Origin of the sequence: Pseudomonas sp. P20, from assembly GCF_016463925.1 — a bacterium.
In the GTDB taxonomy this organism is placed as follows: Bacteria; Pseudomonadota; Gammaproteobacteria; order Pseudomonadales; family Pseudomonadaceae; genus Pseudomonas; species Pseudomonas aeruginosa.
In genome coordinates, this window is sequence record NZ_JAEMVM010000008.1 from 1 (window position 1) to 23,695 (window position 23,695).

The 23,695-nt window shown below is 64.2% G+C and carries 20 protein-coding genes; 9 read left to right on the plus strand and 11 right to left on the minus strand.

The annotated features are described in order from the left end of the window. Positions 1 to 44: 44 nt before the first annotated feature. The 4 genes from JHD77_RS10570 to JHD77_RS10585 all read left to right on the plus strand — a co-directional run bounded on the left by JHD77_RS10570 (position 45) and on the right by JHD77_RS10585 (position 4,446). The gene (locus JHD77_RS10570; RefSeq protein ID WP_174818327.1) at positions 45 to 335 is read left to right on the plus strand and encodes a hypothetical protein; all 291 of its coding nucleotides are present in this window, start codon (positions 45 to 47) and stop codon (positions 333 to 335) included. A 228-nt stretch (positions 336 to 563) separates the two neighbouring features. After that, complete coding sequence (locus JHD77_RS10575; protein WP_003449595.1) at positions 564 to 1,088, plus strand: RNA polymerase sigma factor; 525 nt, start codon at positions 564 to 566, stop codon at positions 1,086 to 1,088. Then, a complete protein-coding gene (locus JHD77_RS10580) occupies positions 1,085 to 1,927 on the plus strand; it encodes a FecR family protein (protein ID WP_003101998.1) in 843 nt (280 codons plus the stop codon). The genes JHD77_RS10575 and JHD77_RS10580 overlap by 4 nt, the downstream gene beginning before the upstream one ends. Positions 1,928 to 2,004: 77 nt before the next feature. Continuing rightward, on the plus strand, positions 2,005 to 4,446 hold the full coding sequence (locus JHD77_RS10585) for a TonB-dependent siderophore receptor (protein WP_003082867.1): 2,442 nt from the start codon (positions 2,005 to 2,007) through the stop codon (positions 4,444 to 4,446). Between the two features lie 195 nt (positions 4,447 to 4,641). Here JHD77_RS10585 and JHD77_RS10590 read toward each other — a convergent pair whose 3' ends face one another. The 3 genes from JHD77_RS10590 to JHD77_RS10600 form a co-directional block, all read right to left on the minus strand. Further along, positions 4,642 to 5,412: a Fic/DOC family protein gene (locus JHD77_RS10590; protein WP_023112887.1), complete on the minus strand. Its 771-nt coding sequence runs from the start codon at positions 5,410 to 5,412 to the stop codon at positions 4,642 to 4,644. Beyond that, complete coding sequence (locus JHD77_RS10595; RefSeq protein ID WP_003102002.1) at positions 5,409 to 5,669, minus strand: hypothetical protein; 261 nt, start codon at positions 5,667 to 5,669, stop codon at positions 5,409 to 5,411. Before JHD77_RS10595 ends, JHD77_RS10590 begins: the two co-directional genes overlap by 4 nt. A gap of 167 nt (positions 5,670 to 5,836) precedes the next feature. Continuing rightward, on the minus strand, positions 5,837 to 6,673 hold the full coding sequence (locus JHD77_RS10600; protein WP_003082875.1) for a PhzF family phenazine biosynthesis protein: 837 nt from the start codon (positions 6,671 to 6,673) through the stop codon (positions 5,837 to 5,839). A 268-nt stretch (positions 6,674 to 6,941) separates the two neighbouring features. On the opposite strand from JHD77_RS10600, the gene JHD77_RS32340 reads away from it, so the two are divergent. After that, the gene (locus JHD77_RS32340) at positions 6,942 to 8,135 is read left to right on the plus strand and encodes an HNH endonuclease (protein WP_176608084.1); all 1,194 of its coding nucleotides are present in this window, start codon (positions 6,942 to 6,944) and stop codon (positions 8,133 to 8,135) included. Positions 8,136 to 8,228: 93 nt separating this feature from the next. On the opposite strand, the gene JHD77_RS10610 is transcribed toward JHD77_RS32340, so the two are convergent. Both JHD77_RS10610 and fabF read right to left on the minus strand, forming a co-directional pair. After that, positions 8,229 to 9,209, minus strand: coding sequence for a Shedu immune nuclease family protein (locus JHD77_RS10610; protein ID WP_020750495.1), 981 nt, complete (start codon positions 9,207 to 9,209; stop codon positions 8,229 to 8,231). A 348-nt stretch (positions 9,210 to 9,557) separates the two neighbouring features. Continuing rightward, entirely contained in the window at positions 9,558 to 10,826 is a 1,269-nt protein-coding gene (gene fabF, locus JHD77_RS10615) for a beta-ketoacyl-ACP synthase II (RefSeq protein ID WP_003122983.1), read from the minus strand. A 108-nt stretch (positions 10,827 to 10,934) separates the two neighbouring features. On the opposite strand from fabF, the gene JHD77_RS10620 reads away from it, so the two are divergent. Both JHD77_RS10620 and pdxB read left to right on the plus strand, forming a co-directional pair. Next, positions 10,935 to 11,441 (plus strand): winged helix-turn-helix transcriptional regulator, encoded by a 507-nt coding sequence (locus JHD77_RS10620; RefSeq protein ID WP_003086962.1) that lies wholly within the window; start codon positions 10,935 to 10,937, stop codon positions 11,439 to 11,441. A 214-nt stretch (positions 11,442 to 11,655) separates the two neighbouring features. Next, positions 11,656 to 12,798, plus strand: a complete 1,143-nt coding sequence (gene pdxB / locus JHD77_RS10625) for a 4-phosphoerythronate dehydrogenase PdxB (RefSeq protein ID WP_023085067.1) — start codon at positions 11,656 to 11,658, stop codon at positions 12,796 to 12,798. A 34-nt stretch (positions 12,799 to 12,832) separates the two neighbouring features. On the opposite strand, the gene aceK is transcribed toward pdxB, so the two are convergent. Further along, positions 12,833 to 14,566, minus strand: a complete 1,734-nt coding sequence (gene aceK, locus JHD77_RS10630; protein ID WP_003082886.1) for a bifunctional isocitrate dehydrogenase kinase/phosphatase — start codon at positions 14,564 to 14,566, stop codon at positions 12,833 to 12,835. A 135-nt stretch (positions 14,567 to 14,701) separates the two neighbouring features. Between aceK and JHD77_RS10635 the strand changes: the two genes are divergently transcribed. Continuing rightward, positions 14,702 to 15,235, plus strand: a complete 534-nt coding sequence (locus JHD77_RS10635; RefSeq protein WP_003082887.1) for a GNAT family N-acetyltransferase — start codon at positions 14,702 to 14,704, stop codon at positions 15,233 to 15,235. A gap of 158 nt (positions 15,236 to 15,393) precedes the next feature. Here JHD77_RS10635 and guaD read toward each other — a convergent pair whose 3' ends face one another. From guaD to alkB2, 5 genes are all read right to left on the minus strand, one after another. Beyond that, the gene (guaD, locus tag JHD77_RS10640; protein WP_003117776.1) at positions 15,394 to 16,698 is read right to left on the minus strand and encodes a guanine deaminase; all 1,305 of its coding nucleotides are present in this window, start codon (positions 16,696 to 16,698) and stop codon (positions 15,394 to 15,396) included. 69 nt (positions 16,699 to 16,767) lie between these two features. Beyond that, positions 16,768 to 17,607, minus strand: coding sequence for a xanthine dehydrogenase accessory protein XdhC (gene xdhC, locus JHD77_RS10645; RefSeq protein WP_003083344.1), 840 nt, complete (start codon positions 17,605 to 17,607; stop codon positions 16,768 to 16,770). 26 nt (positions 17,608 to 17,633) lie between these two features. Further along, positions 17,634 to 20,033 carry a xanthine dehydrogenase molybdopterin binding subunit gene (gene xdhB / locus JHD77_RS10650; protein ID WP_003102015.1) on the minus strand — a complete coding sequence of 800 codons (2,400 nt, stop codon included), beginning with the start codon at positions 20,031 to 20,033 and terminating at the stop codon, positions 17,634 to 17,636. Next, complete coding sequence (gene xdhA, locus JHD77_RS10655) at positions 20,026 to 21,480, minus strand: xanthine dehydrogenase small subunit (RefSeq protein WP_034022147.1); 1,455 nt, start codon at positions 21,478 to 21,480, stop codon at positions 20,026 to 20,028. Before xdhA ends, xdhB begins: the two co-directional genes overlap by 8 nt. A gap of 220 nt (positions 21,481 to 21,700) precedes the next feature. Further along, the gene (alkB2, locus tag JHD77_RS10660; protein ID WP_003083349.1) at positions 21,701 to 22,834 is read right to left on the minus strand and encodes an alkane 1-monooxygenase AlkB2; all 1,134 of its coding nucleotides are present in this window, start codon (positions 22,832 to 22,834) and stop codon (positions 21,701 to 21,703) included. Positions 22,835 to 23,014: 180 nt separating this feature from the next. Here alkB2 and JHD77_RS10665 point away from each other — a divergent pair, with 180 nt between their 5' ends. After that, entirely contained in the window at positions 23,015 to 23,674 is a 660-nt protein-coding gene (locus tag JHD77_RS10665; protein WP_003087224.1) for a GntR family transcriptional regulator, read from the plus strand. The last annotated feature ends 21 nt before the right edge of the window (positions 23,675 to 23,695 follow it).

Consider the following 23,695-nt stretch of genomic DNA (forward strand, 5'->3'; position numbering starts at 1 on the left):
AGGTATTTCTCACCCTCTCTCACGATGATACGTCGAATCCCGCAATAACCGCACAGTCCCCTTCCACCTTCATCCCCCTGCGACGCACCTCGCAATGCAACCAGCACCCCGGTTGCGCCACCCTCTACCTGGACAGCAGCGCAGCCAGCGAAGACCTGTTCGACACCGCCCGCCGCCGGCTGGAGTCGGCGATCGGAACGCTGAGCGTCCTCGACCTGCTCGACGAAACCGAAGAGCCCGGTGAAAGCATCTGCCGCATCACCGGTTCCCTGCTGTCGTTGCTCAGCGACGCCCTGTCACTGTTCGAGGCGGAATACGCACGCAGACACCGATAACCGACGGAGGCGGTGCCCCCCGGCAAGGCCGGGGGGTTGAGTAGCGGGGCGAAAAGGGGATCCCTCTCCGCCCTGGCTCGGCAGTTGCGCGGTCGGGCGAAAGCCACCCGCCCGCTACGCACGCCAGCCCAGGCAATCCCTGACGATGACCGGTCTTTCATCTGCGACTGTTTCTCATTTACACTCGCCCCCCATTCTTCGGAGCCAGGCTCCTTTCCTGGGTGCATCGTGCCGTTCGATCCCGCCAAGCCGACGCTGTTGTCCACACTGGTTCGTCACTACGAGGAACTGGTCGACCATGTTCGCCGGCGCTTCGGCGACCGGGGCATGGCGCGCGAAGTGGTGCACGACGTGTGCGTGCAGTTGCTCGAACGCGACGAGAAGGAGGACGTGCACACGCCCCTGGCCCTGCTGCGGAAAATCTCCCACGACACCGCCGTGAGCCGCTATCGTAGCGACCGTCGTCGAACCGCCTGGGTGGAAGCCGTCGCCGAGCTTCCGGAAGTCGCCTGCATGGCGGCGACGCCCATGGGTCGCCATGAGGCCGAGCGCGAGTTCCAGGCACTGGTCGACGCCATCGCCACGCTTCCTCCTCGCTGCCAGGCCGTTTTCGTCATGCACAAGATCCACGAAGTTCCCCAGGCGCAAGTCGCCGACCGCCTCGGCATCTCCGTCAAGACCGTGGAAAAGCACCTGCGCCTCGGACTGGCGGCCTGCCGGGAACGGCTCGGCCGCGGCGAGGCACGGCCATGACCCAGCCCTCGAAACGGAATGGGCAGGTTCCGCTGGACGACGCCCTGGAGCGCCATCGCGACGCGCTGAAGGACCTGTTCCCGCTGCCGCCCTCCCGGCCGAAATCGCGCAAGGCAAGCAAGGCGGCCGGCGTCGCGCTATTGCTGGCGCTGGCCATCGGCGCCCTGGCCTGGCTGGACCCGGCCTACAAGCGCGAGCGCTTCGCCACCGCCATCGGTGAGCGGCGCGACGTGACCCTGGCCGACGGCAGCCAGCTCCTGCTCGACAGCGGCAGCCAGATCGAGGTCAGTTGGCACCCGCTCAGCCGCCGGGTCGCGTTGCGCGCGGGGCAGGTGCTTTTCGAGGTATCCCCGGCGCGCTATCGGCCCTTCGTGGTGTCCGCGGGTTCGACCGACATCCGCGTGCTCGGCACCCGGTTCAACGTGCGCCGCCTGGACGACGATGTCCGCGTGACCCTGGAGCGTGGCCGGGTGGAGGTCGGCACCTCGGCTACGGCGCAAGCGCCAGTCGTGCTCCTGCCGGGCCAGCAGGTCGATGCCATTGGCGGGCAACTGATGCCGCTGGCCAAGGTCGATGCCGCCACGGCGATGGCCTGGAAAGACGACCGCCTGGTCTTCGAGCGCACGCCCCTGGGCGAAGCCGTCGCGCTGCTGCGCCATTATCGCAAGGCGCCCATTCTCCTGGACGACCCCAGCCTGGCCTCCCTCCGACTGACCGGCGTCTTCGCCGCGCACAACGCCGACCGGCTGCTCGACCTGCTGCCGAGCATCCTTCCCGTGGCCGTGTCGCGGCAGGAGGACGGCAGCGTCGAGATCCAACGCAAATCGACGCGAAAATAATTCTCGGACGCAGGTAGGGTTTCCCGCGCGCCGTGGCGGCTATCCAGGAAAAGCCAACCTGCATAGGAAATCGAGACGTGCATTTTTCCCTCCGCAGTCGCCACCTGCGTCCTTCATTGCTCGCCAGCAGCCTGCTCCTGGCGGTGTCGGCCCAGGGCCAGGAAAAGCTCGACGTGGATCTGCCCGCCGCGCCGCTCGGCCAGGCGATCAACGCCCTCGCGCAACAATCCTCGGTACAGATCCTTTTCGCCGGCGATCTCGGCGCCGGCCGCCAGGCGCCCGCGCTGAAGGGGCGTTTCACCCCCGAAGAGGCATTGCGCCAGTTGCTCAGGGATAGCGGCCTGAAGGCGCAGGCCAGGGACGAACATACCTTCATCGTCGTTCCGGCCAGCGAAGCCGCCGTGCCCGCTACGCAAGCCCGCAGCGAACCGCTGGACATGGAGCAGATGGAAATCACCGCCTCGCGCACCAGCAGCGACCTGGTCTCCGCCACGCGCCAGTCCACCGTCATCGAGCATGCCCAACTGGAGGAGCTGCGCCAGGGCTCCGACAGCCTGGCCACCGTGCTGGCCAAGGCGGTGCCGGGGATGTCCGATTCCAGCCGCACCATCACCGAATACGGCCAGACCCTGCGCGGGCGCAGCATGCTGGTGATGGTCGACGGCGTGCCGCTGAACACCAACCGCGACTCCTCGCGCAACCTGGCCAACATCGACCCGGCGCTGATCGAGCGGATCGAGGTCATCCGTGGCAGCAGCGCCATCTACGGCAGCGGCGCCACCGGCGGGATCATCTCCATCACCACCCGTCCGGCCGGCGGCGAGAACCGCGCGGAAACCCGCCTCAGCGCCACCTCGCCGCTGACCCGGCTGGGCAGCGATGGCCTCGGCGGCCAGTTCCAGCAATACTTCGCCGGCTCCCTGGGGGCGCTCGACTATTCGTTCGACTTCGGCACCCGTCACGTCGGCGCTTCCTACGACGCCCATGGCGACCGCATCGCCCCGGAACCCAGCCAGGGCGACCTGTTCGACTCGAACGTCTACAACATCGGCGGCAAGCTCGGCCTGCGCATCGACGAGAACCAGCGCGTGCAGCTCGCCCTCAGCCACTACGACGCCCGCCAGGACACCGACTACGCCACCGACCCGAGGGTCGCCAGGCTGCCGCCGGGCTCGGTCCCGGCCAACGCGATCAAAGGCCTGGAGCTGGACGAGCAGAACCGCATCCGCAACACCCTGGCGAACCTCGAGTACGAGAACCTCGACATCCTCGGCAGCCGGCTCTCCGCGCAGCTCTACTACCGCGACTATTTCACCCGCTTCACTCCGTTCGACGCCCGCGCCGTCTCCACCCGCGGCGGCAATGTCGACCAGATCATGCAGAACAGCGAAGTGTTCGGCAGCCGCCTGACCCTGCGCACGCCGCTGGGCGAAAGCGGCAATACCGAACTGGTCTGGGGCGGCGACTACAACCAGGAACGCAGCGACATGCCGCTCGACGTGTTCGACCCGGCGGCCTACGACGCCAGCGGCGGGCTGGTCTTCGACAAGATCGGCAAGCTCACCTACATGCCGCCGCTACGCACCCGCAGCGCCGGCGCGTTCGCCCAGTTGCAGCATCGCTTCGACGAACACTGGTCGATCGACGGCGGCCTGCGCTACGAATACTCCACCGCCGAATTCGACGACTTCGTCCCGCTCTCCGAGTCCAAGGCCGCCTCGCCGGTGACCGTCAAGGGCGGCGACCTCGACTACGACGCGGTGCTGTCGAACCTCGGCATCGTCTATTCGCCGGTGGCTGGCCAGGAAATCTATGCCTCCTTCAGCCAGGGCTTCCAGCTGCCCGATGTCGGCATCCAGCTGCGCAACGCCCGCCGTGGCTTCGATATCGGCTCCTCGAACCTCGAACCGGTGAAGACCAACAACTACGAACTCGGCTGGCGCGGCGCCATCGGCGGCAACACCCTGGGCAGCCTGGCGCTGTTCTACACCACCTCCAAGCTGGGCGACGTGCAGAGCTTCAACAACGGCCTGATCCTCACCCGCACCAAGGAGCGCATCTACGGCGTCGAGGCCAGCGCCGACTGGCTCAGCGACGACGAAGTCTGGGGCGCGGGCGGCAGCGCCACCTGGATGCGCGGACGCGAGAAGCCGGACGGCAAGGACTGGCAGGACATGACCGGCTACCGCGTGCCGCCGCTTAAGCTGACCGCCTACCTGCAATACAAGCCGGATGCCGACTGGAACAACCGCCTGCAGGCCACCTTCTTCGACTCCAAGGACTACCGCCTCGACGGCGTGGAAAGCTTCGGCCGGCGCCAGGTCAGCACCTACACCACGGTCGACCTGGTCAGCCAGTACCGCATCACCCCCGACGACCAGTTGAGCCTGGGCATCCAGAACCTGTTCAACCGCGACTACTACCCGCTCTACAGCCAGCTGCTGCGCAACAACAACAACACCAGCCACCTGCCGGCGCCGGGCACGGTGCTGACGGCGAGCTATACGCACAACTGGTGAGGGGAGGGCGGAGCCACCGGGCCTGGGCGGCCCGGTGGGGGGCTGGGCCGCAGCGTCGAGGGCTGCACGCCTTCGGAGAGAGGACGGTTGGGGGCGGGTTCTTGCGGGGCGGCAGCTACCGGCCAATTGCGCTCAGTGTGCTGGGCACTCCGGGCCTGGATTACGCGAAATCCCATACCTCCTCCGGCCTGCAGCTTAGGGCTCGGAGTCGGGTGTGCCATCTTTGGCTGGGTAGGGATGCTCGGCGTGATACACCGCATAGACTTTCTGAACCTCGGGATCATCGAGGTTCTCGTAGGTAATGTTCTCACCATCCATACCATCGAGTCCGTTGATTTGCCCGATGATCTCAGGCCACTGATCACGGCTGTGGATAGGCACAACGAATGGGACAAGGTAGCGGTCCAGGTGACCCTTGCCAGGATTGTGAATCTCATCGTCCAGGGCCTGGAGATAGTCGTCCTTGCGTGTGCTGGCCCAGTCGATGGCAAAGCCGGCTCGATAACTGAGCTCCATGTAGAACAGCAGAATCGAGCGTCCGTTGCCGTCTAGAAAGGGATGCGCAAAGCAAAGAAGTCCCATGACCTCACCGGGCTTCTGCATGAATCCCTGCTTCTTGCTCGCCAGGCTCAGGGCATAGTCCACCGCGCGTTCGATCATCGCGGGACTTTCGAAGAAGGTACGTCTGGGAGCGCCCTTGGGACCTTTCCAGACAGAAAGATGAGGGACCAGCTCGAGACGGTCACGCCCGGCCCAGGGGTAGAATTTCTCGAACAACAACCTGTGTACCTGCAAAAGGGCCTGGTAGTTCAGGTCCTTTGTGCGTTCGAGATAGGAAAGGGCTTCATCGAGCCCCATTTCGAAGGAGAAGTGTTCGTTTTCCTTCACTTCCGCCGGATCTTTCAGACCCAAGCTGTTGCGCAGGTAGCCAGTCGTTTCGAAGTCACCAAAGGGATCGAAACTCATCCACCAGGTATCTCTTTCGCCTTGCGCTTCTCGATGACGTAGCGGCGCTGGAGATCGAACGCCTGGGACTTGCTTAGTGCGCCTTTGCGCTTGAGGTTGATCAGCATCTGCTCAACGCTGTCGAGAGATACCGAGTCGCCGGCCAGGCACGTGATGGTGAGCGCCATCCGGCTCAGACCATCGCGCTCCGCGCTAACGCCATTGGCCTGGGCAAGTCTCTGAATTTCGGTTGCGACTAAGCCTTTGCTCTTTTTCATCGGTAAACCTCTTTCCATTCCGCAACTTTAGCATCAAAGCCATATATACGCGGGACCGCTCGACAGTACGAACTCGGGCTGCCCCAGCACGTCAGTGTCGCGGCACGCATCCTCCAGCCCTGCATCGAGTGTCCGCTCACGACCGGTTTTGCCTGCGACGAATGGGCTCAGAACACGACCCGCCCCGACATGCCCGGCTGTACCTCACCGCCGATCCAGATATCGCCGCCGACCTGCTCGACGCTTATCCGCCCCCGGCGACCCAAGGCCGTGCCCTGGCTTGCCGTGTAGCGCCCGGGCATGACTCCCGTGCCGATCAGCCATTGCGCCAGGCTCGCGTTGAGGCTGCCGGTGACGGGGTCTTCATTGAGCTCCTCGCCCATGAAGGCGCGCACTTCCACATCCGCCTCCGCCTGGGGACCTTGCCAGGGCGCGACCACGCCCACGTTGAGCCCGTCGAGCTTCGCGTAGTCCGGGCGAATGGCCAGGACCTCGTCACGCGTGGCCAGCCGAACGGCGACCCAGCCGGGTCCGTTGTCCACCCATTGGCTGCCGAGTACCTGCCCCGGGGACAGGCCAAGCCCGCTCTCGATCCGTCGCAACACCTCGTCTTCGACCGCTCCGCCACGAAGCAGGGGAGGCGCCGCGAACGACAGCAAGGCGCCCTTGCGGCGGATGCGGATCAGGCCCGCCAGACACTCCTGGACGATCTCGTCAGCAGCATTGCCGCCCCCCTGGTTCAGCCAGACCTGGCAGCTCCCCAGCGTCGGATGCCCGGCAAAGGGCAGCTCCCGCAGCGGGGTGAAGATTCTTACGCGGTAGTCTGCTTCGGCAGTGGTCGGCCGCAACAGGAAGGTCGTCTCGCTCAACTGGGTCCAGGCGGCGAACTCGAGCATCTGCCGGCTGCTCAGGCGGTCGGCGCCAATCACCACGGCAACGGCGTTGCCTTTGAAGGGCTGTTCGGAGAAGACATCGACTTGCTCGAAGGGTAACGAAACCGGCATGGGGCCTCCTGGGGTTGTGGCGGGGGAGGATAGGGCAGGGGGCGGATGTCTGAAACCGGGGTGCAGATCTTCGGGGGCTTGGGGCTTCTTGTCAGGGGCAGCAATCGGCCAATAGCGGCCTGCTACCCGCGCCAGCCGAGCCCGAACTCCGCGCTGATATCGAAGACCTAAAGCAGTGACGGGATGGGCTCGCAAATCAACGCAAAAAGGCGTAGAGATTGGATGCAGAAAAACTCATCTCTAACCTCAGAAGGGAACATAGAGCCACATGGGATACCCATTTTCCGACAATCCACTTGACGAGTATCTTCCCAAGATATTTCAGCTGAAAATAGATGAATTTAACGCTAATTGTACTAGGGAAGATGCAACAGCAACGAAGGAGGAAAGAGATGCCGCTGGGGTTGAAATCGCTAACTTAAGCACAAAAATTCGCGAACTAAAAAATAAATTCAGATTGCCAGAGCGGGATTTCGATCAATTCAAAAGCTCACCTGAGCTTGCAGTTGAGAGATTTCTACTTGAGAACCCTGAGCCTCCAAGGCCGGAGGCATATGGCTGCAGGCATAGCCAAACGCGTGTAGTTCGGCGAAAGTTTCGCAACGAAACATTGCACGTCGTCACTCAATGCGTAACGTGTGGCGCTCAGTCAAAGGCGCTACAGAAGAAAGAATACGACATTGAAAAACTACCAGAATTTGATGAGGGCTTATATAAGCGGCTCACGTTTGAATGGGATATTTGGAATTCAGCTCGCCATGATGTTTACGTTACTGAATTAAATAAGGGAAATAGTCTCCCCGAGTTCGACGAGGTGGGATTTAATACTGTATTTCAGTTAGAAGACCCGCCTCCCAACTTCGAAGGTTGCGATCACAGCCACACTGATGCTCGCTTACGCACTTATAAATCGGGAGGGACTGCTGTCGTTATGCAATGTACTCTCTGTGGGCATCACACAGGCAGCGTTAGTAAAAGCAAGTATCCAGACCTAGCATCGCTCCCCTCTTTCGATGAGTTCCTGAAAGAACGATCCAAGGAAGATCTTACAGCTTGGTACAGAAGAAGAGGAGATGCTTGGAGAAGGGCATATCTAGAACATCGGGAACGAATTCAAAGATTGATTCAAGCTGGCGAGTTAGCGACGAAAGATAACTCAAGATTTGGAACCTATTATAAATCCCCGGAATGGGAAAGAACGCGAGCCCGAATTCTTCATAGAGATGACTACGAATGTCAAGCTTGTAAGCGACCCGCTGAATGCGTGCACCACATCGTCTATGACAGGCTCGGTGCCGAGAATGATTTAGATCTTATATCTCTTTGCAACAGCTGCCACAATCTTATCCACCAAGAACAAAGGCATCTCCAGAATATCTTCCGGATGCCCCCTAGCCAAATTCGCGAGTTGCATGAAGATTCAGATGAGTATTCTGAGGATGATCATGCCGAGGACGATTGAATCGCACCTACTAGCTAGACACTTAATGACCGCTTCTGGCCGGCTTCTGCCCGTAATGAGAGGCAGAAATCGGCTCAGAACCGTCAACCAGTGTTATTTGACCATATCTAAAATGTCTTGAGCCTTTTGAAAAAGCTCATCGTAAGTGACAATCTCTACATTCGTCATGCTATTTCTGAATAGCTCAAAAGATTTGTATTGATTCCCATCTTTAAGCTCTGATTCAAGCGTGCCAATAACAATTAAGCATTTTGGGTTGAATGCAGAAAAGGAACTACCTTCGTCGCCCTCGCTTAGCTTGTAATACTCTTTCATCAGTTGGTCTTTGTAATTTAACACCTGAATAAATGATCCGGACATCTCCTCGCTAATTGAATAGGCATTAGATCTATACTTTTTTCCAAGCAATTTAGTCTTCGGGGTTTTTATTTCGACCAATGCTATATTGCCAGTCAGCCTGCTTGCGTAGATAAAGTCGACGAGATTTCCACCCGAGTTTGTTATAGATTTTCCACCAACGTAGCATTTATTACCTAGCTGAAACATACTTTGCGGAAATATCTGTGACAATACAGCTGGACATTTTTGCAGAAGAGTTTGCCAGAACTCCTCGGATGAGTTTTCACGATTTACTTTCCAAACACCTATTGCTTCCTCTAAGGAAACTTCAACCTGCTCATCTAGTTTTATCTCGTCTACAAAGTTCGAGGCAGACAGTGCTTCTGACACTTTACTTAGATGATCTTCCCTAGCCTTTTTTAGCCACTCAGTCGAATATATTTCAGGCTGCCTATCAATAACCGCATGATGATTAGGGCATAAGAGAAGATAGTTGTCTATTTCAAGTAGCTCGTCTCCATCCTTAGACGGGTTGTGTCTTGGGCCGTGAGAATGAACGGCTTCGATCGAAGATATTTCCCCGATAAATGACGAGCCATCGAGCATGAGGTCTTGGTCACAGCCTGGGAACGAGCATCGATAGCCACTCAATATAGCTACCTGCCGTTTCACGCTGGCGGTGAGAATACGCCTTTTTTTAATCTCAACAGTTCTTGATCCTACCTCAAATTCCATTTGCGCGCTCTCAACTTTCGCGGTGTATTTTGTATTTGCCTAAGCATGAATTTTGCAGAAGCATATAGCATCTTCGAGTGTTTCTACGGGCAGGCTACGGTTTTGCCAGTATGGTGTCCACTGACAGCTTATGAGTGTGGATTCAACCGCAGGATGCGAGAGACAGCTTCTGGCCGAAATCGGCCATTGAACGCCCACTCCACAAGCAATTGCCCCACGAATCCAGATCGCGCCTACAGACTGTCACGACGCAGCTACCAGGAAAACCCACACGCCCTGAGGCATGCGACATGAGTGGCTTCCCCTCCGCCAGTGTGCTCAGGAGTGCCTGGCGGAGGGCCGGCCGCGCTACACCCAGCGCCGGAACAACAGGCTGGCATTCACCCCGCCGAAGCCGAAGCCATTGGACAGCGCGTGTTCCATCGGCCAGCGCCGGGCTTCGCCGCGAACCAGGTCGAGGCCCTCGGCGTCGGTGTCGGGCGTTTCCAGGTTGAGTGTGGCGGGGGCGAGCTGGTCGCGCAGCGCCAGGACCGTGAAGATCGCCTCGATGCCGCCGGCGGCGCCCAGGAGGTGGCCGGTGGCGGATTTGGTCGCGCTGATGGCGAGCCCGCTGCCGGTGCCGAACACGGCCTTGATGGCGGCCAGTTCGCCCTTGTCGCCTACCTGGGTGGAGGTGGCGTGGGCATTCAGGTGCTGCACCGCAGCCGCTTCCACGCCGGCCTGGCGCAGCGCCTGCTGCATGGCCCGGCGGGCACCGCTGCCATCTTCCGGCCCGGCGGTCATGTGGTAGGCGTCGGCGCTGGTGCCGTAGCCCACCAGCTCGGCGATGGGCCTGGCGCCGCGCGCCAGGGCGTGCTCCAGTTCCTCGATGACCAGTAGGCCGGCGCCTTCGCCCATGACGAAGCCGTCGCGGGCCTGGTCGAAGGGGCGCGAGGCGCGTTCGGGGCTGTCGTTGAAATCGCTGGACAGGGCGCGCGCGGCGGCGAAGCCGGCCAGGCTGACCCGGTGGACGGTCGCTTCCGCGCCGCCGCAGAGCGCCACGTCGACCTCTCCCGCGCGGATCATCCGCGCCGCGTCGCCGATGGCTTGCACGCCCGCCGCGCAGGCGGTCACCGGGGCGCCCAGCGGTCCCTTGAAGCCATGGCGGATCGACACATGGGCGGCCGCCATGTTGCAGAGAAAGGACGGGATGGTGAAGGGCGACAGGCGTCGCGGTCCCTTGCCGTCGGTGGTCCGCACCGCTTCGGCGATGGCATGGAAGCCGCCCACCCCGGAGGCGATGACGGTCGCCGTGCGCTCCTGCGCCTCGGCGCTCTGCGGCGCCCAGCCGGCCTGGGCCAGGGCCTCTTGCGCGGCGGCCAGGGCGAAGAGGATGAAGCGGTCCATCTTGCGTTGTTCCTTGGCGGCCAGCAGCAGGTCGGGATCGAAGCCGGCCTGCGGGTCCTGGACACGGTCGGGGACCTGGCCGCCGATGCTGATGGGCAGGTCGCCGATCAGCTCCGCCGGGAGCGTGGCGATGCCCGATTGCCCGGCCAGCAGGCGTTGCCATATGGGTTCGACTCCGCAGCCCAGCGGGCTGACCGCGCCCATGCCGGTGACGACGATACGTTTGCTCATGAGGGTCCGAGTCCTTCTGTTCCGTTGGAATAGCAGTCAGTGGACGTAACTATCATCATGAAAGTAACATGCGGACCAGCACTTTGTGAGCCTCGCCAAGGAAGAACCATGCAACGCAAGACCTTCGCCGATGCCGAATGCCCCATCGCCCGCAGCCTGGAACGGGTCGGCGAATGGTGGAGCATCCTGATCATGCGCGATGCGCTACAGGGCCTGCGCCGCTTCGACGAATTTTCCCGCAGCCTGGATATCGCGCCGAACATGCTCACCCGGCGCCTGAACGCGCTGGTGGAGGCGGGCCTGCTCGAACGCCAGCCCTACAGCCAGCGCCCGCTGCGCTATCAGTACGTGCCCACGGCCAAGGGCGAGGATTTTCGTGTCGTGCTCATGGCTTTCGTCGCCTGGGGCAATCGCCACTACGCAGAGGAAGGGCAGAGCGTGCAGCTCGTCGAGCGAACAAGCGGGCGGCCGGTGCGCTCGTTCATGGCGGCTCTCGCCGATGGCCGAACGGTACCGCTGGAGCAATGCACCGTACAGGCCGGGCCTGCCGCCAGCGAGGAAATGCGCCAGCGCCTGGCGGCCATGCCGGAGCGGAGCGAGCTACCGGCTCGATGAACGGGCTCCCTGGCGTCCGCCGCCTGGTCGAGGAGACGGACGAGGCGTTCGCGGTTCTGTTCCTTGTAGCTGGCCATCGTTCGCGGTCGTGGTTGGGAAAAACGCGATCGTCGAGGCTTGCGCATGGCGCTGGCAGGTCCGCCTCGCGAGCCGTTCGGCAACACCGCGAGCCCTCGGCCTGCTAGAGTGTGCAGCCTCGTTCGCGGAGGTCTGCATGCGTATTCTCGCCGATGAAAACATTCCCGTGGTCGACGCCTTCTTCGCCGACCAGGGCTCCATTCGCCGCTTGCCCGGGCGCGCCATCGACCGCGCGGCGCTGGCCGAGGTCGACGTGCTGCTGGTGCGCTCGGTCACCGAGGTCAGCCGCGCCGCGCTGGCCGGCTCGCCGGTGCGCTTCGTCGGCACCTGCACCATCGGCACCGACCACCTCGACCTCGACTACTTCGCCGAGGCCGGCATCGCCTGGTCCAGCGCGCCCGGCTGCAACGCCCGCGGGGTGGTGGACTATGTGCTCGGCTGCCTGCTGGCGATGGCCGAGGTGCGCGGCGCCGACCTGGCCGAACGCACCTATGGGGTGGTCGGCGCTGGGCAGGTCGGTGGGCGGCTGGTGGAGGTGCTGCGCGGGCTGGGCTGGAAAGTGCTGGTCTGCGATCCGCCGCGCCAGGCGCGCGAGCCGGACGGCGAATTCGTCTCGCTGGAACGGCTGCTGGCCGAGGCCGACGTGATCAGCCTGCACACTCCGCTGAACCGCGACGGCGAACACCCGACCCGCCACCTGCTGGATGAACCCCGCCTGGCCGCCCTGCGTCCCGGCACCTGGCTGGTCAACGCCAGCCGTGGCGCGGTGGTCGACAACCAGGCCCTGCGCCGCCTGCTCGAAGGCGGCGCCGACCTGGAAGTGGCGCTGGACGTCTGGGAAGGCGAACCGCAGGCCGACCCCGAGCTGGCCGCGCGCTGCCTGATCGCCACGCCGCACATCGCCGGCTACAGCCTGGAAGGCAAGCTGCGCGGCACTGCACAGATCTACCAGGCCTACTGCGCCTGGCGCGGCATCGCCGAACGCGTGAGCCTGCAAGACGTGCTGCCGGAAACCTGGCTCGCCGGCCTGCAACTCAACCCCGGCTGCGACCCGGCCTGGGCCATGGCCACGCTGTGCCGCGCGGTGTACGACCCGCGCAGCGACGACGCCGCCTTCCGCCGCAGCCTGACCGGCGACAGCGCCAACCGCCGCGCCGCCTTCGACGCCCTGCGCAAACACTACCCGCCGCGCCGCGAGATCACCGGCCTGCGCGTCGCCACCGGTGGACAGGCGGGGTTGCAGCGGGTGGTGCGGGCGCTGGGGGCGCAGTTGGTGTAGGAACGTGCGACTGGTTCGATTCCTGTCTCCGCACCTACCCGAGCAACTGCTCAGGCGTCTCCTGCCGCCGATAGGGAAACACGTCGATCACCTTGCCCTCGCGGATCTGCTCCTGGAGGCCCTGCCAGTATTTGGCGTCGTAGAGGTTGCCGTGCAGCTTGGCGAATAGCCGGCGCTGGTTGAGGTCGACGAACAGGAAGCGCGGGAATTCTTCCGGGAACACGTCGTTGGGCCCCACCGAATACCAGGGCTCGGACGACATCTCGTCCTCGGGGAAGCGCGGCTCGGGGATGTAGCGGAAGTTCACCTCGGTGAGGTAGCAGATCTCGTCGTAGTCGTAGAACACCACCCGGCCATGGCGGGTCACGCCGAAGTTCTTCAGCAGCATGTCGCCGGGGAAGATGTTCGCCGCCGCCAGTTGCTTGATCGCCAGCCCGTAGTCGTTCAGCGCCTCGCGGGTCTGCGCCTCGCTGGCGTTCTCCAGGTAGATGTTCAGTGGGGTCATGCGCCGCTCCGTCCAGCAGTGGCGGATCAGCACCACGTCGCCTTCCATCACCACCGTCGACGGCGCCACTTCCAGCAGTTCGGCCAGGCACTCCGGCTCGAACTTGCTCACCGGGAAGCGGAAGTCGGCGAACTGCTGGGTGTCGGCCAGGCGTCCGACCCGGTCGTGGTTCTTCACCAACTGGTACTTCTGGATCACCGTGGCGTGGTCGACGCTCTTCGACGGGTTGAAGCGGTCCTTGATGATCTTGAACACCGTGTTGAAGCCGGGCAGGGTGAACACGCTCATCACCATGCCGCGCACGCCGGGGGCCATGACGAAGCGGTCGTCGGTGGTCGCCAGGTGGTTGATCAGGGCGCGGTAGAACTCGCTCTTGCCCTGCTTGTAGAAGCCGATCGAGGTGTACAGCTCGGCCAGGTGCTTGCCCGGCAGCAGACGTTTGAGGAAGGCCACCAGCTCGGCCGGCACCGGCACGTCGACCATGAAGTAGGAGCGGGTGAAGGAGAAGATGATCGAGACTTCCGCCTCGTCGGTGATCACCGTGTCGAACTGGATACCGTGGCCCTCGCGGTGCAGCAGCGGGAACACCAGCGGCCACTGCTCGTCCGGGGTGAACAGGCGGCCCACCAGGTAGGCGCCCTTGTTGCGATAGAACACCGAGCCGATCAGCTCGATGGCCAGGTCCGGGTCCTTGCACACCCAGTCCGGCAGGTTGCTGTGCAGCAGTGCGTCGATCCGTTCGAGGTCGCGCTCGCGGTCGTCGTAGGGCACGTCGAAGCGGTAGTCGTCGAAGATCTTCTCCAGCGCCTGGCGCAGGTCGCCGCCCGGCCGGTAGGTGCGGGTGTAGGGCGCGCGGGCGTGGGCGCGCAGCGAGGGCCGGGTGGTGTGCACGAACATCGTGCCGTCGCTGATGTTGTCGTGGCTGAACAGCCCGCAGAAGATCGAGTTGAACCAGGTCTCGGCCAGCTCGTCGTCCAGCCGCAGGTCGATCTGCGCGATGTAGGCGCTCTTGATGATCGGCCAGCGCTCCACGTCCAGCAGCTCGCTGTCGGCCAGCCCCGCGCGCAGCCCGGCCACCGTCTCGGCGACCTTTTCCTCGTAGAGGTTGATCCGCTGCGCCGAGGCGCGCTGCGCTTCCTGCCACTGCGCCTGCTCGAAGCGGGCACGGGCGCCGTCGGTGATCTCGCGGAACTGCTCTCGGTAATCGTCGAAACCGCGCAGGATGAGGGCGGCGATTTCGCTGGCTGGGGCGCTCTGGACCATGCTGGCGTCCTTTCGTTGTTCGAAGGTCGAGCTTAGCCAGAGCCGCGCGGCAGGGAAAGCGCGATCTCCGACCGGCTGGTCGAGCCCGGCGCAGACGCTTATGCTGGGTGGCCAGACAGCCCAGGGATGACCGCAATGACCGCCGAATCGCCGACGATCCGCCTCGAACGCTACAGCGAACGCCACGTGGAAGGCCTCACCGCCCTGTACAACGACCCCGCCGTGGCCCGCCAGGTCCTGCAGATGCCCTACCAGTCGGTGGAGCAGCGCCGCAAGCGCCTGCACGACAGCGCGGACGACGACCGCCTGCTGATCCTCGTCGCCCTGCACCAGGGCGACGTCATCGGCAGCGCCAGCCTCGAACAGCACCCGCGCATCCGCCGCAGCCACAGCGGCAGCATCGGCATGGGCGTCGCCGTCGCCTGGCAGGGCAAGGGCGTCGGCAGCCGCCTGCTCGGCGAACTGCTGGACATCGCCGACAACTGGATGAACCTGCGCCGCGTCGAACTCACCGTCTACACCGACAACGCCCCGGCGCTGGCGCTGTATCGCAAGTTCGGCTTCGAGACCGAAGGAGAGATGCGCGACTACGCGGTGCGGGATGGGCGCTTCGTGGATGTGTACAGCATGGCGCGCTTGCGGAGGGTCGAGGGGCGGGTGGGGGAGTGAGGGTGGCCGGGAGACTGCCTCCGGCCAGCAGTGGCCTATTTAAGGACCGCTCCAGCCCACCGATACAGGTGACTCAGCCACGCGAAACTCAGCAGTGCAGAAGTGTGGCTCCCCCCAGCTAGAGTTCGGACACCTTCGGGGCTTTTTTCATGAGCGTGTCAGTCGCGGCGATGCACCGAGCGACCGGCGGCGAAGGTTTCCTTCACCGTGCGGTCGTCGCCGAGGATGGTCAGCGCGAACAGCCGTTCGGCCAGGCTGCCGGCCTGGCTCAGGCGGTAGGAGAGCAGCGGGGTGGCGTGGTAGTCGAGGACCACGAAGTCCGCCTCGTTGCCGGTGGCGAAGCTGCCGATCCGGTCGTCCAGCTCCAGCGCGCGGGCGCCGCCGAGGGTGGCGAGGTAGAGCGACTTGAACGGATCGAGGCGGGCGCCCTGCAACTGCATGACCTTGTACGCCTCGTTCAGGGACTGCAGCTGGGAGAAGCTGGTGCCGGCGCCGACATCGGTGCCGAGGCCGACCTTGACCTTGTAGCGCTCCAGCTTCGGCAGGTCGAACAGACCGCTGCCGAGGAACAGGTTGGAGGTCGGGCAGAACGCCACTGCCGAGCCAGTCTCCGCCAGGCGCTGGCATTCGCCGTCGCACAGGTGCACGCCATGGGCGAACACCGAGCGCGGCCCGAGCAGGCCGTGGTGGTCGTAGACGTCCAGGTAGCCGCTGCGCTCGGGGAACAGCTCCTTCACCCACTCGATTTCCTTGAGGTTCTCCGACAGGTGGGTGTGCAGGTATACGCCGGGATGCTCGCGCAGCAGCCGCGCCGCCATGTCCAGCTGTTCCGCGGTGCTGGTCGGGGCGAAGCGCGGGGTCACCGCGTAGAGCAGACGGCCCTGGCCGTGCCAGCGCTCGATCAGCGCCTTGCTGTCGCGGTAGCTGCTCTCGGCGGTGTCGGTCAGGTAGTCCGGCGCGTTGCGGTCCATCATCACCTTGCCGGCGATCAGGCGCAGGTCCAGGCGCCGGGCGGCCTCGAACAGCGATTCCACCGATTGCCGGTGCACGCTGCCGAAGACCAGCGCGGTGGTGGTGCCGTTGCGCAGCAGTTCCTGCAGGAAGATCTCGGCGACCTGGTCGGCGTGGGCCTGGTCGCCGAACTGGCGTTCGGTGGGGAAGGTATAGGTGTTCAGCCAGTCCAGCAGTTGCTCGCCGTAGGAGGCGATCATCCCGGTCTGCGGGAAATGGATGTGGGTGTCGATGAAGCCGGGGGTGATCAGCGCGTCGCGGTACTCGAAGACCTCGACGTCGCCGATCTCGCCGAGCAGGGCCTCGGCGTCACCGAGGCGAGCGACCTTGCCGTCCTCCACCAGCAACAGGCCGTCCTCGAAGTATTCGTAGGAGCGTTCGACGCCGACCTCTGCGGGGTCGGCGATGCTGTGCAGGATGGCGGCGCGGTAGGCTTTGGCGTTGCGGGTCATGGCAGTCTCGAAAAAAGGTTCGTGGGAGGTCCGCCGCCTGCCGGCGGACGCGGGGGAGCGGGAGGCCGCTCAGGATTCGTGGGCGCGGCGCGACTCCGGGGTCAGCCGGGTGACGCTCGACGGCCCCTGCTTGCGTTCCAGGCCGAAGGCGGCGTTGTAGGTGGCGATCACCTCGCCGGCGATGGAGATGGCGATCTCCGCCGGCAGCTTGCCTTTCACCTGCTCCAGGCCCATCGGGCAGCGCATCCGTTGCAGGCGTTCGGCGTCGACGCCACGTTCGCGCAGGCGGTGCTCGAACTTGACGCGCTTGGTCTTCGAGCCGATCAGGCCGAAGTAGGCGAAGTCGTTGCGCGCCAGGATCGCCGCGGTAAGCTCCAGGTCCAGCGGGTGATTGTGGGTCATGACGATGAAGTGGCTGCCGGGCGGCATCCGCTCGACCTCGTCGAGCACTTCGTCGTTCACCACTTTCTCCACGCCGTCGGGCAGGAGCGCGGGAAATTCGTGTTCCCGCGAATCGATCCAGCGCACCCGGCAGGGCAGGCTGGCGAGCAAGGGTACCAGGGCGCGACCGACGTGGCCCGCGCCGAACACGGCGATGTGTGCCTGCGGCTGGCCCATCGGCTCGAACAGCAGCACCGTGGCGCCGCCGCAGCACTGGCCGAGACTGGCGCCCAGGCTGAAGCGCTCCAGGCGGGTGTCCTGGGTCCGCGCGGCGAGCATTTCCCGGGCAATGGCCTGGGCCCTGTATTCCAGGTGGCCGCCGCCGATGGTGTCGTAGAGCCGCTCGGCGCTGACCACCATCTTCGAGCCGGCGTTGCGCGGGGTCGAGCCGCGCTCCTCGATGATGGTCACCAGGACGCAAGGTTCGCCGCTACGCTGCAACTCGGCCAGGGCGCTGATCCAGTTCATCTCGTCATCCTCCCGATCGCGGCGGTTCAGGCCGGTTCGACCGCGGCGTCCGCCGCTTGCGCCTGGGCGGCCTTCAGCCGGCGCATCTGTTCCACGCCCCAGAGCACCCGCTCGGGCGTCGCCGGCGCGTCGATGGCGGGTTGCGCGCGGTAGTCGGCGAGGCTGGCCACGGCGTCCTTGATCGCGCACCAGACCGAGATGCCGAGCATGAACGGCGGCTCGCCCACGGCCTTGGAATGGAACACGGTCTGCTCCGGATTCTTGCGGTTCTCCAGCAGTTTCACCCGCAGGTCCAGCGGCATGTCGGCGACGGCGGGAATCTTGTAGCTGGCCGGGCCGCTGGTCATCAGCTTGCCCTTGGCGTTCCAGACCAGTTCCTCCATGGTCAGCCAGCCCATGCCCTGGACGAAGCCGCCTTCGACCTGGCCGATGTCGATGGCCGGGTTCAGCGAGTCGCCGACGTCATGCAGGATGTCGGTGCGCAGCATGCGGTATTCGCCGGTGAGGGTATCGACTACCACCTCCGAGCAGGCGGCGCCGTAGGCGAAATAGTAGAAGGGCCGGCCACGGGCCTGTTCGCGGTCGTAGAAGATCTTCGGCGTGCGGTAGAAGCCGGTGCTGGACAACGAGACCTGGCCGAAGTAGGCCTGCTGGATCAGTTCCTCGAACGGCAGGATCAGCTCGCGGATACGCACCTGGTTGTTGCGGAACTCGATGTCTTCCTCGCTGACCTTCCAGTGCCGCGCGGCGAACTCCACCAGGCGCCGCTTGATGGTTTCGGCGGCATTCTGCGCGGCCTTGCCGTTCAGGTCGGTGCCCGAGGAGGCGGCGGTGGGGGAGGTATTGGGTACCTTGTCGGTATTGGTGGCGGTGATCTGGATGCGCTCCACGTCGACCTGGAAGACCTCGGCGACCACCTGGGCGACCTTGGTATTGAGGCCCTGGCCCATCTCGGTGCCGCCATGGTTCAGGTGGATGCTGCCGTCGGTATAGATGTGGATCAGCGCACCTGCCTGGTTGAGGAAGGTCGCGGTGAACGAAATGCCGAACTTCACCGGGGTCAGCGCCAGGCCTTTCTTCAGGACCGGGCTGGCGGCATTGAAGGCACGGATTTCCTCGCGGCGGCGGGCGTACTCGCTGCTCGCTTCCAGCTCGGCGGTCATCTCCGCCAACAGGTTGTGCTCGACGGTCTGGTGGTAATGGGTGACGTTGCGCTCGTTCTTGCCGTAGTAGTTGAGCTTGCGCACCTCCAGCGGGTCCTTGCCCAGGCTGCGGGCCACGGCGTCCATGATCTCCTCGATGGCGACCATTCCCTGGGGCCCGCCGAAACCGCGGTAGGCGGTGTTCGAGGCGGTGTTGGTCTTGCAACGGTGGCCGTTGATGGTGGCGTTACCCAGGAAGTAGGCGTTGTCCGAGTGGAACATGGCGCGGTCGACGATCGAGCCGGAGAGGTCCGGCGAATAGCCGCAATTGCCGGCCAGGTCGATCTGGATGCCGTGCAGGCGGCCATCGTCGTCGAAGCCGACGTCGTATTCGACGTAGAACGGGTGACGCTTGCCGGTGATCTGCATGTCCTCCATGCGCGGCAGGCGCATCTTCGCCGGACGCCCGGTGTGGTAGGCGACCACCGCGCACAGGCAGGCCGGCGCCGCGGCCTGGGTTTCCTTGCCGCCGAAGCCGCCGCCCATGCGGCGCATGTCGATGACGATGCGGTTGAAGGAAACCCCGAGGACCTCAGCCACCAGCTTCTGCACTTCGGTGGGGTTCTGCGTCGAGCAATAGACGATCATGCCGCCGTCTTCGCTGGGCATTACCGAGGAAATCTGCGTCTCCAGGTAGAAATGCTCCTGGCCGCCGATGTGCAGCGTGCCTTGCAGGCGATGCGGCGCGCCGGCCAGCGCGGCGGCGGAATCGCCGATGCGGTGCTGGTGGCTGTCGAGGACGAAATGGCGCTTGCGCAGGGCCTCGACCACGTCGAGCACCGGCTCCAGGTCTTCGTACTCGACGATCGCCGCCATGGCCGCCTTGCGCGCGGTTTCCAGGCTGTCGGCGGCGACCGCCAGGACCATCTGTCCGACATACTCCACCTTGCCATCGGCCAGCAGCGGGTCGCCGGCCACCACCGGGCCGATGTCGAGCTGGCCGGGAACGTCGGCGGCGGTGAGGGCGATGGCGACGCCGGGGAACTGGTAGCAGGGCGTCACGTCGAGGCGGGTGATGCGGGCGTGGGCGCGCTCGCTCAGGCGCGCATAGACGTGCAACTGGTTGGGAAACTCCAGGCGATCGTCGATGTAGATCGCCTCGCCGCTGACGTGCTTGGGGGCGCTTTCGTGCTTGACGCTGCGGCCGACTCCGGTGGTCAGCTCGGCGCGGAACAGGTCGGCCAGCTCTTCCTGGCTCTTGTGCGGCTTGCGATGGTTAGACATAGGCGGTCACCCGGGTTTCGACGGCGGGAGCGTGCAGCTCCAGGAAGCATTTGCGCAGCAGGTTCTGCGCGGTCAGCAGGCGATATTCCTTGCTCGCGCGGAAGTCGCTGAGCGGGGTGAAGTCGTTCGCCAGGGCGGCGGCGGCGCGTTCGAAGCTGGCGGCTTCCAGGCGCGCGCCTTGCAGCGCCGCTTCGCAGGCGGCGGCGCGCTTGGGAATCGCCGCCATGCCGCCGAAGGCGACCCTGGCGCGGACGATCCGGCCATCTTCCAGGTCGAGGCTGATGGCGGCGCAGACCGCGGAAATATCGTCGTCGATGCGCTTGGAGACCTTGTAGGCCTTGAACGCCTGGCTGGGCCGGGCACGCGGGACCAGGATCTTCTCGATGAATTCGCCTTCTTCGCGGGCGGTGACCTTGTAGTCGAGGAAGTACTCCTCCAGCGGCAGCTCGCGGCGCCGTTCGCCGCGGCGCAGGACGATCTTCGCGCCGAGGGCGATCAGCAGCGGCGGGGCGTCGCCGATCGGCGAGGCGTTGCCGATATTGCCGCCGAGAGTGCCCTGGTTGCGGATCTGCAGGGACGCGAAACGCTGCAGCAACTCGCCGAAGTCCGGGTAGTCCGCGGCCAGCGCCTGGTAGCAGTCGGTCAGCGGGGTGGCGGCGCCGATTTCCAGGCAGTTGGCGCCCACTTCGATGCGTTTCATTTCGCGGATGTGGCCGACATAGATCATCACCGGCAGTTCGCGATGGAACTGGGTGATCTCCAGCGCCAGGTCGGTGCCGCCGGCCAGCAGGCGTGCCTGCGGATTGGCGCCGTAGAGGTCGGCCAGGTCGGCGACGGTGAGCGGCAGCAGGCAGCGCCGGTCACCGCTGTTCAGCTCGGCGGTTTCGCGCGGAGCGATGGCGCGCAATTGCTCGATGGTGGCGGCTTCCCGGGCGTCGAACTGGTCTGCGCGCTTGTGGCAGCAGGCCTGCTCGGCGGCGTCGAGGATCGGCCGGTAGCCGGTGCAGCGGCAGAGGTTGCCGGCGAGCGCCTCGTGGGCCTTGGCCGGATCGGCGCCGGCGCTGTTCTTCTGCAGGGCGAACAGCGACATGACGAAGCCCGGCGTGCAGAACCCGCACTGCGAGCCATGGCAGTCGACCATCGCCTGCTGCACGTCGTGCAGGCGGTCCTGGTGCTTGAGGTCCTCGACGGTGATCAATTGCTTGCCGTGAAGGGCGGAAACGAAGGTCAGGCAGGAGTTCAGGCTGCGATAGCGGATGCGTTCGGCACCATCCTCGCCGGTGACCAGTTCGCCGACCACCACGGTGCAGGCGCCGCAATCGCCGGAGGCGCAGCCTTCCTTGGTGCCGGTCTTGCCGAGGTGCCGGCGCAGGTAGTCGAGGACGGTGAGGTTGGGGTCCAGGCGTTCTTCGACGCGGATCTCCCGGTTGAGCAGGAACCTGATCAAGGCGTGCCTCCAGGCGGGTTCTTGTTATTGAATTCTAGGCCTTGCAGGAGAACCGGCCGGAGTGGGGCGGTTTCCGCACAGGGCTCCACGGTAGGAGCTATGGAGGCGAATCTAGAAAAAACTGACTTTTGAGTCAAATAATTTTTTGACCTGTAGGTCAGTCAGTTTCCCCATAAACGAAAACGGCACCCGAAGGTGCCGTTTCCCAGGGGCGGGACGCTCAGATGCGCTGGGTGTCGGTAAGCTGGTATTCCTCGCCGGCATAGTAGGCGCGCACCTTCGGGTCCATCACCGCGCGCCAGAGCGGTGGGAACAGGGCGAGGACGATCATCCCGGCGTAGCCGTTGGGCAGTTGCGGGCTGCTGTCGTAGTGGCGCAGCACCTGGTAGCGGCGCTTGGCGTAGGCATGGTGGTCGGAATGGCGCTGCAGGTGGAAAAGGAACAGGTTGGTCAGGAGGAAATTACTGTTCCACGAGTGTTCCGGCGTGGTGCGTTCGTAGCGGCCGTTGTCCAGACGCCGCCGATGCAGGCCGTAGTGCTCGACGTAGTTGACGATCTCCAGCAGGGTGAAGGCCATCACCGACTGGCCGAGGAAGAAGATCGCTCCCAGCCAGCCGAAGGCCAGGCTGAAGCCGAGCAGGAAGAGGGCGCTGATGGCGTACCACCAGATCAGCTCGTTGCGCCAGTGCAGGGCCGGCAGGCCCTTGCGCTTCAGGCGCTCGGCCTCCAGGCGCCAGGCGTTGAGGAAGTTGTGCTTGTAGGCGTGCGGGAGGAACGAGTAGAGGCTCTGGCCGTAGCGCGAGGACGAGGCATCTTCCGGGGTCGAGACGTGTACATGGTGGCCGCGCACGTGTTCGACCTTGAAGCCGGCATAGCACACCGCTGCCAGCAGCAGGCCGCCGGCGTTCTGTTCCAGTTGCGGGTCCTTGTGGATCAGTTCGTGGGAGACGGTGATGCCGATGGCGCCCATCACGGTGCCCACCGACAGGATCCAGCCCAGTTGGCCGACCCAGTCCCAGCGGGTCTCGTGGGCGAGGATCCAGCCGGACCAGACGAGCATGCCCAGCAACAGCGGGACGGTGGCCAGGGACAGTACGCGGTAGTAGCCCTGTGCTTCCATCTCCGGCACTTCGCTGGCTTCCTCGGGGTTGGCCGGATCGCGGCCGACGATGGCATCGAGGATCGGGATCAGCCCGAACACCACGCTGATCACCAGCCAGGGCCAGGCGTTGGGGTAGTCGCTACCGAGCGACCACCAGTAGCTGAGCGGGATGCCGAGCACCGCGATCAGCCAGATCCAGTAGCCGTACTTTTTCAGACGCAGCATCCAGGCAGAGGAAAGCGAGGCAAACATGGGAAGTCCTCGTATTTATCTTGTTAGATTGTCTGACAATTGTCCTCCCTTGGCCGGCCTGCCCCATCCCAACCTTCGTTCTGTCCGCCGCTTCGCCGGGAAGCCGGCGGGGTAACGCCCTGTGTTACACTTCCCATCCATATACCCCCGGAAAACGCGCCCCTGGATAAAAGGATCACCATGACGTTCAAGGCCCCGGACAGCCTGGCAGAGCAGATCGCCCACCACCTCGCGGAACGCATCATCCGGGGAGAACTCAAGGAACGGGAACGTATCCAGGAGCAGAAGGTCACCCAGACCCTCAACGTCAGTCGCGGCTCGGTCCGCGAGGCGCTGCTGATTCTCGAACGCCGCCACCTGGTGAACATCCTGCCGCGCCGCGGCGCCCAGGTGTCCGAACTGTCCCCGCAACATGTGGAAAGCCTCTACGCGCTGATCGTGCAGCTCTACATCCTGCTGGCGGAAAGCGTCGCCCGGCGCTGGCGCAGCGAAGCCGAGCTGGCACCGTTCCTGGCCATCCAGCAGCGCCTGCTGAACAACCTGGCGCAAAGCGATATCGACGGCTTCGTCGAGGCCAGCTTCGACATCATGCGCGCGGCCTTTCCTTTCGCGAACAATCCCTACCTGCAGGAGACCGTCGAAAACCTGCTGCCGGCGGTGAGTCGCGCCTACCACCTGGCGCTGGAGCGGCGCAAGGCGGAAATGAACCAGTTCCTCGGCAGTTTCGCCCAGCTCCTGCAAGCGGTGATCGCCCGTGACGAGGCGAGGATCCGCGAGGTCCTGCTGGAATACGGCCGCCACAACTGCCAGCTGGTGCTGGCCGCGCTCGCCGAACGCTGATGGCGACCCTGGCGGGAGCGC

Excerpts from the sequence above, each read along its gene's own strand:
- pdxB (WP_023085067.1), top strand. The coding sequence starts at position 11,656 with ATGCGTATTCTCGCCGATGAAAACATTCCCGTGGTCGACGCCTTCTTC.
- JHD77_RS10595 (WP_003102002.1), bottom strand. The coding sequence starts at position 5,669 with ATGAAAAAGAGCAAAGGCTTAGTCGCAACCGAAATTCAGAGACTTGCC.
- JHD77_RS10590 (WP_023112887.1), bottom strand. The coding sequence starts at position 5,412 with ATGAGTTTCGATCCCTTTGGTGACTTCGAAACGACTGGCTACCTGCGC.
- xdhC (WP_003083344.1), bottom strand. The coding sequence starts at position 17,607 with ATGAACTGGATCAGCGCCCTGGCCGAGTTGCAGCGTAGCGGCGAACCT.
- JHD77_RS10610 (WP_020750495.1), bottom strand. The coding sequence starts at position 9,209 with ATGGAATTTGAGGTAGGATCAAGAACTGTTGAGATTAAAAAAAGGCGT.
- JHD77_RS32340 (WP_176608084.1), top strand. The coding sequence starts at position 6,942 with ATGGGATACCCATTTTCCGACAATCCACTTGACGAGTATCTTCCCAAG.
- fabF (WP_003122983.1), bottom strand. The coding sequence starts at position 10,826 with ATGAGCAAACGTATCGTCGTCACCGGCATGGGCGCGGTCAGCCCGCTG.
- xdhB (WP_003102015.1), bottom strand. The coding sequence starts at position 20,033 with ATGTCTAACCATCGCAAGCCGCACAAGAGCCAGGAAGAGCTGGCCGAC.
- JHD77_RS10600 (WP_003082875.1), bottom strand. The coding sequence starts at position 6,673 with ATGCCGGTTTCGTTACCCTTCGAGCAAGTCGATGTCTTCTCCGAACAG.
- JHD77_RS10580 (WP_003101998.1), top strand. The coding sequence starts at position 1,085 with ATGACCCAGCCCTCGAAACGGAATGGGCAGGTTCCGCTGGACGACGCC.
- aceK (WP_003082886.1), bottom strand. The coding sequence starts at position 14,566 with ATGGTCCAGAGCGCCCCAGCCAGCGAAATCGCCGCCCTCATCCTGCGC.
- guaD (WP_003117776.1), bottom strand. The coding sequence starts at position 16,698 with ATGACCCGCAACGCCAAAGCCTACCGCGCCGCCATCCTGCACAGCATC.
- JHD77_RS10635 (WP_003082887.1), top strand. The coding sequence starts at position 14,702 with ATGACCGCCGAATCGCCGACGATCCGCCTCGAACGCTACAGCGAACGC.
- JHD77_RS10665 (WP_003087224.1), top strand. The coding sequence starts at position 23,015 with ATGACGTTCAAGGCCCCGGACAGCCTGGCAGAGCAGATCGCCCACCAC.
- JHD77_RS10620 (WP_003086962.1), top strand. The coding sequence starts at position 10,935 with ATGCAACGCAAGACCTTCGCCGATGCCGAATGCCCCATCGCCCGCAGC.
- alkB2 (WP_003083349.1), bottom strand. The coding sequence starts at position 22,834 with ATGTTTGCCTCGCTTTCCTCTGCCTGGATGCTGCGTCTGAAAAAGTAC.